This is a genomic window from Parageobacillus thermoglucosidasius, from assembly GCF_001295365.1.
Classification (GTDB): Bacteria; Bacillota; Bacilli; order Bacillales; family Anoxybacillaceae; genus Parageobacillus; species Parageobacillus thermoglucosidasius.
On sequence record NZ_CP012712.1, the window covers coordinates 1,980,196 to 1,993,936 of the forward strand.

At 44.2% G+C, this 13,741-nt stretch carries 11 protein-coding genes, 3 pseudogenes and 1 riboswitch; of the genes and pseudogenes, 13 read left to right on the forward strand and 1 reads right to left on the reverse strand.

Features of this window, described 5'->3' with window-relative positions:
• Nucleotides 1-60: 60 nt before the first annotated feature.
• The 5 genes and pseudogenes from AOT13_RS09885 (at nucleotide 61) to AOT13_RS09905 (ending at nucleotide 4,112) form a co-directional block, all read left to right on the forward strand.
• Complete coding sequence (locus AOT13_RS09885; RefSeq protein ID WP_003251441.1) at nucleotides 61-885, forward strand: MIP/aquaporin family protein; 825 nt, start codon at nucleotides 61-63, stop codon at nucleotides 883-885.
• A gap of 18 nt (nucleotides 886-903) precedes the next feature.
• Nucleotides 904-2,394 carry a glycerol kinase GlpK gene (gene glpK, locus AOT13_RS09890; RefSeq protein WP_013401182.1) on the forward strand — a complete coding sequence of 497 codons (1,491 nt, stop codon included), beginning with the start codon at nucleotides 904-906 and terminating at the stop codon, nucleotides 2,392-2,394.
• 374 nt (nucleotides 2,395-2,768) lie between these two features.
• Nucleotides 2,769-3,006 (forward strand): annotated as a pseudogene (locus AOT13_RS09895) (oligopeptide ABC transporter substrate-binding protein); the annotation flags it as partial.
• Between the two features lie 190 nt (nucleotides 3,007-3,196).
• Nucleotides 3,197-3,302: riboswitch (SAM riboswitch) on the forward strand.
• A gap of 68 nt (nucleotides 3,303-3,370) precedes the next feature.
• Nucleotides 3,371-3,703, forward strand: coding sequence for a hypothetical protein (locus AOT13_RS09900; RefSeq protein WP_013401181.1), 333 nt, complete (start codon nucleotides 3,371-3,373; stop codon nucleotides 3,701-3,703).
• Nucleotides 3,704-3,728: 25 nt separating this feature from the next.
• The gene (locus AOT13_RS09905; RefSeq protein WP_013401180.1) at nucleotides 3,729-4,112 is read left to right on the forward strand and encodes a VOC family protein; all 384 of its coding nucleotides are present in this window, start codon (nucleotides 3,729-3,731) and stop codon (nucleotides 4,110-4,112) included.
• Nucleotides 4,113-4,272: 160 nt separating this feature from the next.
• On the opposite strand, the gene AOT13_RS09910 is transcribed toward AOT13_RS09905, so the two are convergent.
• The gene (locus AOT13_RS09910) at nucleotides 4,273-5,316 is read right to left on the reverse strand and encodes an AbrB family transcriptional regulator (RefSeq protein WP_013401179.1); all 1,044 of its coding nucleotides are present in this window, start codon (nucleotides 5,314-5,316) and stop codon (nucleotides 4,273-4,275) included.
• 298 nt (nucleotides 5,317-5,614) lie between these two features.
• On the opposite strand from AOT13_RS09910, the gene AOT13_RS09915 reads away from it, so the two are divergent.
• The 8 genes and pseudogenes from AOT13_RS09915 (at nucleotide 5,615) to AOT13_RS09945 (ending at nucleotide 13,720) form a co-directional block, all read left to right on the forward strand.
• On the forward strand, nucleotides 5,615-6,841 hold the full coding sequence (locus tag AOT13_RS09915; protein WP_003251430.1) for a YeeE/YedE family protein: 1,227 nt from the start codon (nucleotides 5,615-5,617) through the stop codon (nucleotides 6,839-6,841).
• Nucleotides 6,842-7,262: 421 nt separating this feature from the next.
• Complete coding sequence (locus AOT13_RS09920; protein ID WP_003251428.1) at nucleotides 7,263-8,654, forward strand: methyl-accepting chemotaxis protein; 1,392 nt, start codon at nucleotides 7,263-7,265, stop codon at nucleotides 8,652-8,654.
• An 832-nt stretch (nucleotides 8,655-9,486) separates the two neighbouring features.
• Nucleotides 9,487-9,570 (forward strand): annotated as a pseudogene (locus AOT13_RS20990) (hypothetical protein); the annotation flags it as partial.
• A 13-nt stretch (nucleotides 9,571-9,583) separates the two neighbouring features.
• A complete protein-coding gene (locus AOT13_RS20995; RefSeq protein ID WP_232511497.1) occupies nucleotides 9,584-9,931 on the forward strand; it encodes an MFS transporter in 348 nt (115 codons plus the stop codon).
• A gap of 4 nt (nucleotides 9,932-9,935) precedes the next feature.
• Nucleotides 9,936-10,730: a sugar phosphate isomerase/epimerase family protein gene (locus tag AOT13_RS09930; RefSeq protein WP_042383195.1), complete on the forward strand. Its 795-nt coding sequence runs from the start codon at nucleotides 9,936-9,938 to the stop codon at nucleotides 10,728-10,730.
• Nucleotides 10,731-10,798: 68 nt separating this feature from the next.
• A pseudogene (locus AOT13_RS09935) lies at nucleotides 10,799-11,383 on the forward strand (type III restriction endonuclease subunit R); the annotation flags it as partial.
• A gap of 571 nt (nucleotides 11,384-11,954) precedes the next feature.
• Nucleotides 11,955-13,208: an AAA family ATPase gene (locus AOT13_RS09940; protein ID WP_042383191.1), complete on the forward strand. Its 1,254-nt coding sequence runs from the start codon at nucleotides 11,955-11,957 to the stop codon at nucleotides 13,206-13,208.
• Nucleotides 13,205-13,720, forward strand: a complete 516-nt coding sequence (locus AOT13_RS09945) for a hypothetical protein (protein ID WP_042383188.1) — start codon at nucleotides 13,205-13,207, stop codon at nucleotides 13,718-13,720. The genes AOT13_RS09940 and AOT13_RS09945 overlap by 4 nt, the downstream gene beginning before the upstream one ends.
• Nucleotides 13,721-13,741 lie beyond the last annotated feature (21 nt).

A 13,741-nucleotide genomic window follows, 5' to 3' on the forward strand; every position in this document is an offset into this window, starting at 1 on the left:
TTCCTCCGGAGGGGCAAAACCACGCGGTAACAAAAGTGAATGACAAGGAGGAGAAAGAGGATGACGTCGTTTGCGGCTGAAGTTGTCGGCACCGCATTGCTGATTATTTTTGGCGGCGGAGTTTGCGCGGGTGTCAACTTAAAAAAATCGTTTGCGCAACACTCGGGATGGATCGTGATTACCATGGGATGGGGGCTGGCCGTAGCGGTAGCGGCATACGCGGTTGGTTCCTTTAGCGGAGCCCACTTGAACCCAGCGTTGACGCTTGCTTTAGCGTTTAACGGTGATTTTCCATGGGCCGATGTGCCAAAATACATTGTTGCGCAAATGCTTGGCGCGATGATCGGCGCAGTTGTTGTGTATATCCATTATTTGCCGCATTGGCAAGAAACAGATGACCCTAGTGCAAAACTTGGCGTGTTTGTGACAAGTCCAGCTGTGCCTAACTATTTTGCGAACTTAATCAGTGAGATGATCGGCACATTTGTATTAGTGCTCGGTGTTTTAGCAATCGGTGCCAATCAATTTGCCGACGGGTTAAATCCGTTCATCGTCGGGTTTCTTATTGTCGCCATTGGTCTTTCCCTCGGCGGAACGACGGGATATGCCATCAACCCTGCGCGCGATTTAGGGCCGCGTATCGTTCATTTTCTGCTCCCGATACCGGGAAAAGGATCGTCTAATTGGTCTTACGCGTGGGTCCCGGTTGTCGGGCCGATGCTTGGTGGTTCGTTTGGCGGTTTATTTTATAAAGCTGTTTTTCTCGGAAAAATGACATCTGCTTTTTGGTATGTGCTTATTGCCATTGTGGCGGTGCTTACGCTTGCGTTTATTTGGCAAGGGAAAACATCAAATTATCATAAACCGAAAAATGCTTTAATGTAATTAGGGGGAGGAATTGTGATGGAACAATACATTTTATCACTTGACCAAGGAACAACAAGTTCGCGCGCGATTTTGTTCAATCAAAAAGGAGAGATCGTTCATATTGCGCAGCGAGAATTCAAGCAATATTTTCCAAAACCGGGATGGGTCGAGCATAATGCGAATGAAATTTGGGGATCGGTTTTAGCGGTCATTGCCACTGTCTTGTCAGAGACATCGATCAAGCCGGAACAAGTAGCGGCGATCGGCATAACCAACCAGCGGGAAACGACGGTCGTATGGGACAAACATACGGGACTTCCGGTTTATAACGCAATCGTTTGGCAATCGCGGCAAACGGCCGATATTTGTGGATGGCTGAAGCAACAAGGATATGATGACTTGTTCCGCCAGAAAACCGGTTTATTAATTGACCCTTATTTTTCCGGGACAAAAGTAAAATGGATTTTGGACAACGTGGACGGAGCGCGCGAGAAAGCGGAAAAAGGAGATTTATTGTTCGGCACGATCGACACATGGCTGATTTGGAAGCTTTCAGGAGGGCGCGCGCATGTGACGGATTATTCAAACGCTTCACGGACGCTTATGTTTAACATTCATACATTGCAGTGGGATGAGGAAATTTTAACGATTTTAGGCATTCCTAAATCGATGCTTCCAGAAGTGCGTCCGTCTTCGGAAGTGTATGCCAAAACGATACCACATCACTTTTTTGGAGTCGAAGTGCCAATTGCCGGAGCAGCAGGCGACCAGCAAGCAGCGCTGTTTGGGCAAGCATGCTTTGAGGAAGGAATGGCGAAAAACACATACGGCACCGGCTGCTTTATGCTGATGAACACAGGTGAAAAAGCGGTGCAGTCAAAGCACGGGCTGTTGACGACGATCGCGTGGGGGATCGACGGGAAAGTCGAATATGCGTTAGAAGGAAGCATTTTTGTCGCTGGCTCGGCGATTCAATGGCTTCGCGACGGGCTGCGCATGATTAAGCAGGCGGCAGATAGCGAAACGTATGCAGAAAAAGTCGATTCTACCGATGGCGTTTATGTCGTGCCGGCGTTTGTCGGCCTCGGAACCCCGTATTGGGACAGCGATGTGCGCGGCGCCGTATTTGGCCTGACACGCGGAACGACAAAAGAACATTTCATTCGCGCAACATTGGAATCGCTTGCTTACCAAACGAAAGATGTATTAACCGCGATGGAAGCCGATGCTGGCATCGCGCTAAAAACGTTACGCGTCGACGGCGGTGCGGTGAAAAACAATTTTTTAATGCAATTCCAAAGCGATATGCTCGGTGTTCCGGTAGAACGCCCGGTCATCAATGAAACGACGGCGCTTGGCGCGGCATATTTAGCCGGCCTTGCTGTCGGCTATTGGAAAGACCGGAAAGAAATCGCTTCGCAATGGCAATTGGAACGTCAATTTGAACCGAAAATGGAAAAAGAAAAACAGGAAAAGCTATATGACGGGTGGAAAAAAGCAGTAAAAGCCGCAATGGCGTTTAAGTAAAACGCGAAAAAGAGGCTCTTCTTGCAAAAGCGAGCCTCTTTTTTATTGGATGCTTTTTCTGTTTAAAATTATGTGAAAAGAAAGCGGTGAAAGTGTGTGCAAAAGTTTGCTGGTTACCTCAAACGGGGCTGCCGGCTTATCTCCATTGCCGCTTTTATAAAATGTCGAATCATGCTATTTTTATCGAAAAAATAGAATAATGGCACATATTCTTTAGCGCCATGCCGCATTTTTGAAATGATTCAACACTGAAAATTCGGTTAATATAAAATAAAACTATGTGCTAAATAATCAATAAAATATTGAAATCTAAAAATGCATAAAATAGAAATCACAAGTAAAGGAGGGAATTGCCGGCAAACTCATTTTAGAATAGATCATTAGCAAAAAGGGAAATGGAGATTGCCGATTTCAGGCAGATCACATATGCCAGCTTGAAAGAGACGAAAAGTTTTCAATTTGTTGGCTTATATAGCAACATAGGCTTTAAACTCGGCGATTGGGACGCAGAAAAGCAAGAAAACGTGATGGAGGATAATCGGAAATTCCAAAACAAAAAGCTGTGCCAGGCGATGGCAAAAGGCAATTAATAATCAGGAAGCGGCAGACAAACCAATAACCGCGTGAAAAACTATTCAGCTGATGTTGATCCATTCATTTGGAATCGGAAAAGCCGGAAGCGGCGCAATCATCAGTTAAGAAGGAGGGAGAGCGCTTTTTGCTCTCTCTTTTCTATGGTAGAAAACAAAAAATGATTGTCATCACAAAACTACCATGATAAGATAAAAACAAACTACATATAGTCTTATCAAGAGTGGACGAGAGATCGGGCTCGATGACTCCACAGCAACCTGCAATTTCGCAAGGTGCTCCAACCCGCAAAGCGGTTTCGCTTTGGATGATAAGAACGGCTGACCCCTTTCGCATCATTCAGGCGAAAGGGGTTTTTATGTCCAGAAGGAGGTGGGAACGTCGGGTGCGCGAAAATGACTCGATTCGCAGTTATATGGCGGCGCATTTAAAAGCACAATTGTTCGCTTCCCATGTCGCCCGCTGCGTAAGAAAGCAGCTGTTGCAATTTGACAAAAAGACAGTGCTTCATTTTGATTGTTATGCAAATTTTTTTCATCTATATGGCCATACGCAAGGAAAAGATTTTTATTTGCTTCTGACGCTTGCCGAAGTCGAAGAATGGAAAGCCGCTGCTCCTTATGCGCTTGACCGCTACATTTTCTGCGAATTGGAGGAAAAAGGAATTTCGATCATACATATGACTCCATATTTGCGGGCAGTATTTTCTCAATCTTAAAAATAATAAAAAAGGAGAGATAATAATGGCTGTAAAAAAATTCGAGCATGTTGGCATTCAAGTCAAAAACATCGAAACATCGAAAAAATTTTATCAAGATGTCATCGGTTTGGAATTGCTCCATGAAATGACACATACAAACGGTTCAATGAAACTGGCGTTTTTAGGATTAAACGGTTCTGTCATTGTCGAATTAATCGAAGGATACAACCCGGATTTGCCGACAGAAGGAAAGGTGCACCACGTCGCGTTTACGGTAGAAGGAATTGAACAAGAAAAAGAGCGGCTTCAATCACTCGGCGTTCCGCTTGTATGGGAAGATATTACGACACTGCCAAATGGCGCAAAATATTTGTTTTTCCTTGGTCCTGATGGCGAGTGGATCGAATTTTATCAACCGGCAAAATGAGAAAAACGAAAACGGTTCGCATCGGCGTGGGCTGAGAGTGGGCGGGCCGAAAGAAGCAGTGCTGTGGGGGCGAAGCGGCGCAAGACAATCACGTTTGGGCTAGAAGACAGATGAAGCTGAATAAAACCGCTCTGTTTACAACGGAAACAGAGCGGTTTTTTCACGACGTTTCTGCCATGGATGGGAATTTACGGAATACCCATTTCAAAACGTTCGGCACGACAATAATGACGAGAAGAAACCGCACAAATTGCAAGGAGCTGACAATTGCCGGATCTCCCCCGACTGTTTGTGCCGTTAATACCATTTCCACAAGCCCTCCTGGCGCAAGGCTTAATAGCGCGGTTGCCAGCGGGAGATTCGTTAATTTCGCAAACAAATAGCCGCAGCCAAACGAAAGGGCAATCAACACTAGGGCGAGCAGGAAATACACCCAGCCGAATTTTCCGCCAAGCTTAATATCTTCTAATGTAATACGGTTTCCCATGTTCATTCCGACGCTGATTTGCGCCAAAATGATCAACCATGCAGGCAGTGACGGCAAGTTTACTCCGAATACATGCATTGCCGCTGTTACGGCGAGCGGTCCGACGACGTATGCCGCCGGAATGACGTTCCGCAACAGAAGCGCTCCAAAAATGCTTAACAAAAACCAAGCGTAATGGCCATCGGAAGAAGCCGCTGCTGCCTGAGCGGTTGCACTGCTTGCCGCTGCATTGCCGTTTAACCAATAAACGACGAGCGATGGCACGAGAAAAACGACCGTTAATAAACGAATCGTTTGGAAAATCGTCACTAAAGCGGTATTGGCGTTTAACGACTCGCTTGCGGCAACCATTTCCGACAGTCCGCCGGGAACCGAGGCAAACACGCTCGTCACTTTATCGATGTGCGTCCATTTCGTCACTGCGATGCTATTCAAAATATTAATGGCAATTAATAAAACGGCTACAGCAAGAAATGGAACAATATACGGGGCGATCGTCGCCAACGTTTCTTTTGTAAAGGACAGTCCGAAATACGTCCCTAATACGATAAGCCCGCTGTTGGATAACGCTTTGGGCGCCGCTACCTTTCGCTTGACGACCGTTTTCCAGAGGAGCATTCCTGTAATCGCTCCAAGCATCCATGGGATGGGGGAATGGAGATGATAAAACAGCAAACCCGTCAATCCTGCGACGATATATGTTTCAAGAACTCTCATTGCTGCATCCCTTTCCATTCTCTGTAAGTCAATTATATTGTAAAAGAAAATACGCGGAATGGAAAGCGAAATGCTTATCCCTTCTTTTCTCACATGACGGACTTTCAGACTTTGCGCAAAAGAAACGGGCCGTTAGTCCTTGGCCTTTTTCTCTCTTTCTTTTTAGCAGCATCGCGTTAGTAGCACCGCGTAAGTGCTATGAATTTTCGAAACTGGCAAAACATAAGCAAAAACCTAGAAAATCCATCGAATTTGTTATACTATTAAATGCGTCAAAAGAAGAAAGGAGGAAGATAAATTGGATACTATTGTAAAAAAACAAACGATTGTACAAGTCAAACAAGAAACGAATTCCCCGAAAAATCCGACTTCGTTTATTATCGCTGTTGCGTTAGTTGTATTGGTCGGGGGCGCGTTGTTTTTATATAGCCGCGTTTCTTGGCAGCAAGCGCTGCTGTACGTGCTAGGAGCATTCGGAGGCTTTGTGTTGTATCAAGCGCATTTCGGTTTTACGTCCGCTTGGCGGAAATTTATTTTGTACCGCCAAGGGGAAGGGATTCGCGCGCAAATGATCATGATGCTAGTGGCGAGCATTTTCTTCATGCCGCTGCTGTTGAAAGGGTCGATATTCGGTCACGCGGTTGCGGGCTATGTGTATGATGTCGGCATTTCTGTCATCGTCGGCGCGTTTATTTTCGGGATCGGAATGCAGCTTGGCGATGGCTGCGCGTCCGGCACGCTTTACCATATCGGCGGCGGCGATACGAACGGCATCGTTACCTTAATCGGGTTTATCGCCGGCTCGGTGATCGCAACGACCCATTTTGATTTTTGGATGAACACGCCGCATTTAGCGCCGATTTCGCTTATCCACCAGCTTGGCGCTGTCGGCGGCTTTCTCCTTCAACTGGCGCTATTGGCGCTCGTTTATTACGTCGTGACCGTCATCGAAAAGCGCCGCCACGGTAAGCTAGTTTCCACGAAAATCGAAAATAAAAACGGCTGGAAAGCGATTTATAAAGGCCCATGGTCTCTTCTTGTTGGCGCGATCTTGCTTGCAATCATGAACGTTTTAGTATTAATCGTTAGCGGCAAACCGTGGGGCATTACTTCCGCGTTCGCTCTTTGGGGGGCGAAGTTCGTTCAATTGTTCGGTGTTGATCCGACACAATGGTCATATTGGCGAGATCCGGCGAAATTAAATGCGCTGAAAAGCCCGTTATACCAAGATACGACCACGGTGATGGATATCAGCTTAATGTTTGGCGCGCTGCTTGCCGCGGCGTTTGCGGGACGGTACGCCAAACCGATTCAATGGAGACGCCCGTCGCGCATGACGATCGGAGCCCTTATCGGCGGTTTGTTGATGGGCTACGGCGCCCGCCTTGCGTTCGGCTGCAATATCGGCGCTTACTTCAGCGGCATTGTTTCCTTCAGCGCCCATGGCTGGGTTTGGTTCGTTTTCGCTTTTCTTGGGAGCCTCATCGGCGTCAAACTGCGCCCATATTGTGCTTATAAAAACTGAATATAAACCGGAGAAAAGGGGAAGCCAAAACGGTTTCCCTTTTTTCGCGTTTTGCGACAGCATAGTTGCGAATGTAGTCGACAACATTCTAAGTAAATTTCGGTCAGTAAACTTGGGGTTCCAGGAAAACAAAATTCGTTCTTTTGCTGAAACATCGAGACAGCTTAACAAGATGCTGAGAAGTGCTGAATTTAGGTGTAAATGATTATGCAAAATTCCAACATGTAAATTTGAATTCGGGAAAATAAAATGTTTCCGCATTTTGTGGATATTAGCCTTTGATGATCATCAAGATGGACTGGAGGTTCCTTTTGTCATTTTCATGATTTCATTATCGTGCGCGGCTGAAAAAAGTGTTCTTACATGCCATAATATGTTATAATCTTGTAATAAAATATTACATGAAAAGGTGATATTTTCTATGTTTGTATTAAAGCATTTATTAAAAAAGGAAAAAGGTAAAAATATAAATCACACTCCTCCGCGGAATGATCGCGATGCTGCGGGACAAATCGAAGTTGCGGCCGATCAATTGAAGGGAATCATTGAACAAATGAAATTGGCGGCGGTTTCTTTAAACCAAACATCCGAATCAAGCAAACAGAGCACGATGGAACTGATGAACCAGCTCGAAGAAACGGTAAAGAACACGCTGGAAGTATCGGAAAAAATGAGAATGATCGAATCGTCTGCCTTAAAAATTTCTGCGGCTTCGCAAGAAATTCATTCGAGCAGCCAATTGTTTTATGAAGAAGTGGTTCAATCGTGGAAGGCGTTAAAAAAATTGCAAGACGAAATGGATCAGTTGCGCGAAAGCCGTCGCGTTTTGCTGCAGCAAATGGACAGTTTGGTGAACCGCTCGCAGCAAATCAACCAAATTCTTTCCACGATCGATGCAATTTCACGAAGAACAAGCATTCTTGCATTAAACGCCAGCATTGAAGCGGCAAGGGCGGGAGAACATGGAAAAGGATTCGCGGTTGTGGCGCATGAAGTGGGGAAGTTGGCGGGCCAAACGTCCCAAGCTGTTGAACAAACAAGAGAAATTTTATCCGTCATTCAAAAAGAAATTGCCTCGACAACAGGCATGGTAAAGAAAGAAACGGAACAAATCGAAAACGGTTCAAAGGAAATGATAAACGTCCTTGCCATTTTGGATTCGTTTAAAGAGAAGTTGAGTGGCATCGCTATGATGGTGTCCGATTCGGCGCAAGCGGTGGACGCACAAACAGACAGCGTCCAGAAAATCGCGGCTTTATTGGAGGCAATTTCTGACATGGCGCTGGAAAATAAGGAACATGCCTATAAAGTTGCGGTGGATATGGACCATCAGCACCAAAACGTGGAGCAAATCCTGTCCATCAACGATGCTTTAGAAAAAACGTCCAATGAATTGCAAAGCCTGATTAAAGATGAAGCCGGCATTGCCATTCACATTGATGAAACAGTGATTGACAATACAAAAAAAGCGCTTTTCCATCTTCTTCAGTCCCGCCCGCTATATGAAATGAATCAATATCAACATAAAAAATTTCTCGATGAATTTTTACAATCCCATCCGCATGTTGAAGCAATATGGTCCAACAACTTAGATGGGACGTTTGTTTACTCTAATCCCCCTGCGGGCCTTGTGAATGCTAAAGCGCGCCCATGGTTTATCGAAGCGAGCAAAGGCCGGACGTATGTTTCCAATATTTATACTTCCGCTTTGACAAAACGCCCTTGCATCACGATTTCGTCTCCGATTTTCCATCATAAACAAATTGTTGGAGTGATTGGGGTTGATGTATCTGTCCAGGTTGTTGATCGTTAGATGTCAAGGGGATTATCATGGCAAACGTTTTTGTGCAGTGATGAAGTGCGGGAATTTGCATAAAAAGAAACGGCAAAAAGCAGTTATTGTTCCCAAGGGCTTAAATTCGTTGGACTGTGAACGGATCTTACACAATAATCAGAACTTGGCTTTGTGCATCTTGCCGTTATTTAAGTGTTATATAGAAAACAGGAAAAGAGCGGGGGAGGGATCTAATTCTTTTTAATAGAACTTGAAACATGGTACAATTTGAAATTTCACGGTCTCAATGGCTTAATTTACTAAGAAATAAATGCGCACCGTCATGCGGTGGAATATATAAAAGAAATCCGCCATGTTTACATAAATATTCTTAAGCAGCCAAAAGAATGGGAAACCTACTACAAGCGCGCCATCGTTCCGCACCAAAGCCGGCTTCCTGCATTTTTGGATGAGTGGAATAAGCGGAGAGAGGGGACATCTATTTAGCTTTTTTCATATTGCTTGTCATAAAAAGACTGGCTTCCTTATTGCTATCGCTGAAACGCAGGAAAGGAAAGCCAGTTTCTTTTTTTTACCAGTTTTTAGAATATTTTCACAAAAAATTCATATCGATGAAAGATAACATTCACAAACAGATTTTATGATGGCGATAGATAACATATGTATGGATCGTAAAGGAGGGAAAAGCAGTTTTTTCCGCACTTTCATTTTAAACGAAATGGAGGTAATAAAAATGAGCTTTGAATATTTGGACTCGCCGAAGTTAAAGAAGTTTCAAAGAAAAGTCACGCTGTTGTCGGCGGGAGGGACGTTTCTCGATGGCTATGATTTAACTATTATTGCCGTCGCAATGTCGCTTATTTTGAATCAATGGGAAATAACGCCTGTCATGCAAGGATTGCTTACTTCTTCCGCTGTGATCGGCTCCTTTATCGGAGCGATGTGGTTTGGCAACCTCACGGATAAATACGGCCGTAAAGCGATGTATGTCATTGATGGGCGGAGGCATTCTCAATTTTGTTTATCCAACAGAGCTGTTTCCAACTGGCATTCGCGCCAGCGCGTCCGGATTGGCGACTTCCGTCAGCCGCGTCGGTTCGATTTTAGGAATCCTCGTTTTCCCTAATTTAGTTGCGGCGTGGGGAAACAGAGCGGCTTTATGGTTTTTTGCGGCTATCGGCTTGTTAGGTCTGCTTATTTCGCTTTGGCTCGCGCCGGAAACGAAAGGAAGAAAATTAGAAGAGTTAAATAATGAGTTTGCTTCCTCACTTTCCAACCAAACTTTAATGGGGTGATTTTGTGAAAAGATGGATCAGCACATGGTCAATTGGACCAAACGCCGAACTGGCGCATTTTCAAAAAATAAAAGAAGCTGGATTCGCGGGCGTCGAAATTTGGTGCGAGCATAAAAGAGCACTTGTATATTTAGAATACGCTAGGCAATGCGGATTGGAAATCGGAATGCACCTGCCTTTTCACGATTTGAATTTTGCCACTCCCGACATCACAGTATGGAACCATACGGAAAAAGTGCTGATAGAGTGGATGAAAAAACTGCGGGAATACGAGGGAGTTCATGCAACGCTACACGGCGGATATGCTTGGGCTTCCGAAGAAAGAGATGAAGCCATAGAAAAGGTGAAGAAACGGTTAACGGCAATGGCGGCAATTGCGGCAGAACTTGGGGTAGAACTCCTATTGGAAAATCTTATCGCCGATCGCTTGAATTATTCTCATCATATCGCGTCACATTTTTCGGAGTGGAAATCGTTGTTAGATGAAGCAAATGTAAAAGCTTGTTTAGATGTAGGTCACCTATTGGTGATGAAGGAAAATATAGAGGATGTCATCGCGAAACTGGGCGGCTTGTTAGCGGCAGTTCATTATTCGGATAACGATGGCGCGTCCGATTTGCACTTGCTGCCAGATGGCAAAAACAGCGCGGTGAATGGCGTGCTGGAAACGCTGCAGCAAATGAATTTTAAAGGTCCGATTGTATATGAATTAAATCCATACCGATATTCTTTGCAAGATATTCTTCATTATGTTTCCGAAGAAAAAATAGCCATCTGTTTGAAAAACAGGAAAGTATAGCGTCCGGGAATCGCTGAAGGGTCAAATCCAAATTATTGTGTAAAATTCCATTGCCACCTCCTGACGCAATTTGTACGTTGAAAGATTCCGCTGGCACGTATGTATCGAGACGGCAGGAAATCGGGCGCGGCTTGCGTCTGGCTGTCAACCAAAACGGGGAGCGTGTGCAAGATTATCATATCAACACGTTAACGGTCATGGCGAATGAATCGTACGAAGAATTTGTCGCGACGCTGCAAAAAGAAATCGAAGAAGAAACAGGCGTGAAATTCGGTAAAATCGAAAAACATATATTCGTCAAACTCGTTTATGTCGACGAGAAGACAGAAGAGCCTGTGCAAATGGGTTATGACTTATCGGTGAAATTATATGAAGAATTAAAACAAAACGGTTATATCGACAAGCATAGCATGGTCACCTCACAATTGAAGGAAGCGATAGAAAACGATGACTTACGCTTAAGTTCGGAGTTTCAGCCATGGCTTCCGGCGATCGTCAAAGAAATAAAACGCCACTTGCAAGCATTGCCGATCAAAGACGCAACCAAAAAGCAAAAAGTGAAATTAAATATGTCTGTATTCAATCTATGGGACAAAATCAAATATAAAACGGTCTATTCCGTCGATTTCGACAGCGAACAATTGATTCAAAAGTGGTTTGCCCGCAAGCACTTTGAAGCAATTGGCACGGATATTGAGTTTGTCGGTCCGGAAAATGACGTCGATGCGTTTATGCTACGGACGCTTAGTTTATAATAAGTTTATATTGAGACAGAAGCTATTCAGGTTTCTGTCTTTTTTTGTTTTTTAGTAAAGAAGGTAAAAACTCAAGTAGTGGATGTGGCGCGGAATAACATCGCTTATTTACAACGGTCATCCGATCATCTTCTATACGCAGCGTTCCAATCATTAAGGGGAATTTAAAAAATGGACATAATGCCACCGAATGCAGGATGAGAGAGAGTATTAGAAAACACTTATAGAAACGACTCTATAATTGGAAAATACAAAAAATCCCTTTTGTGCGCAAAAAATCTCCCACAAAGCCTTGATTCAATCGAAGCGAATCTATCTCTTTTAAAAATGCTTAAAAGATGGTATAATTTTCAATATGACCTTCTTGTAATTAGGTTGTATGTATCCTAATTATAAGAGTTTTTTATTAGACAATGATTTTTCCGGATTACCTATTTGACAAATGGAAGTTTGATTAGGAAGTGATCGAATGTTGAAAGAAGTTCATTATAAAAATTGGAAAAGTTTTTCTAATGCAACATTATACATTGATCCGTTAACGGTTTTAATTGGAACGAACGCAAGCGGAAAATCGAACGCGTTAGACGGTATTGCTTTTTTGAGCCGAGTGGTACAAGGAAAAGAGCTACAGACGATTTTATCGGGAGATTCTGCTCTTCTTTTAGAAGCGAACATTCAAGCGATACGCGGTGGTGTTGAATGGGCTGCTAAGCATCCACATTCTTCTTTTATATTAGAAGTGGTTATCGAAGGCGATGAAGAAACAGACTATCATTATAGCATTGAAGTGAGTACAAAATCCGATGTGGAACTTGTTTCAGAGTCATTAGTGAAAATAGATAGAAAAATGAACAAACGGACAAAATTGTTCACTGCTACAGCAGAGGAAGACAGCCCGACGGTTGCTGCTTCAGTTTATAATGGAAGACGCCCAAAAAAGAAACCGTTCAAACGTTCTGTATCGGTTATTAGCCAATTAAAAAACCAAGAAACACATCCTGAAGTGGATGAAGCTATACAACTTGTTGTGCATACATTGGAAAATGTTTTTATATTAGATCCCGCTCCTGCTTTGATGCGTGATTATAAACCGTTTTCCAACCGCCTTGCGAGCAATGCCTCTAATGTAGCAGGAGTGCTGGCGGCATTGCCGAAAGAAGAAAAGAAACAAATGGAAAAATTGCTTTCGAAATACGTCTCCCGCCTTCCGGAAGGAGATGTCCAGCGAGTTTGGGCGGAGCCGGTCGGCCGTTTTAAAACAGATGCGATGTTGTACTGTGAAGAGCAATGGCCGGGAAGCGACAAAAAGTTGATTGTCGATGCGCGCGGCATGTCGGATGGCACGCTACGTTTTATCGGAATTTTGACGGCATTATTGACCCGTCCGAAAGGAAGTCTTATTGTGATCGAAGAAATTGATAATGGCCTACACCCTTCCCGTGCGGGAATTTTAATTGATATGTTAAATGAAATTGGCACCGATCGGCAAATTGATATTTTGATGACAACACATAATCCGGCGTTACTTGATGAGTTGGGACCGGAAATGATTCCGTTTATCATTGTTGCTCATCGTTCGATGGAGGACGGGGCAAGTGAATTGACACCATTAGAAGATATTCAATCGTTGCCGAAGCTTCTTGCAGGCGGATCGATCGGCAAGCTAGTGGCAGAAGGGGAAATCGAAGAAACGCTGTCTCGTCAAGGAAGTGAGGAGCGGTGAAGCGAAAAATCCTTGTCATTGATACGTCGATTTTATGTTGCTGGTTGCAAGTTCCCGGCAAAGAAACATGCGGCGCGCAAGGGAACATTTGGGACTACAGGCGTGTAAACGAGCTTTTGACGGAAGAAGAGAAACGTGGGGCAACGTTTGTCCTTCCGCTAGCAACGATCATTGAAACAGGCAACCATATCGCCCAAGCAGCAAAAGAACGATATGAATGTGCGAAAAGGCTCGTTCACATTATACAAAAAGCGTTAGATAAAGAGTCCCCTTGGGCGCAATTTTCCGAGCAAGCGGAGTTATGGACAGACGATGAATTGCATAAACTCATTTCCGAATGGCCAAAGCAAGCGTCTGAGCGTTTATCGATTGGGGATGCAACGATTAAAACAGTCGCTGAATACTACGCAAGAGTGAATGGATGGGAAGTCGAAATTCTTACCGGCGACGAAGGGCTAAAAGCATATGAACCAGCAAAACCAACAAGAGTGCCAAGGAGACGAAGATCATAAAAAGAAAAATCCTGTTTTTCT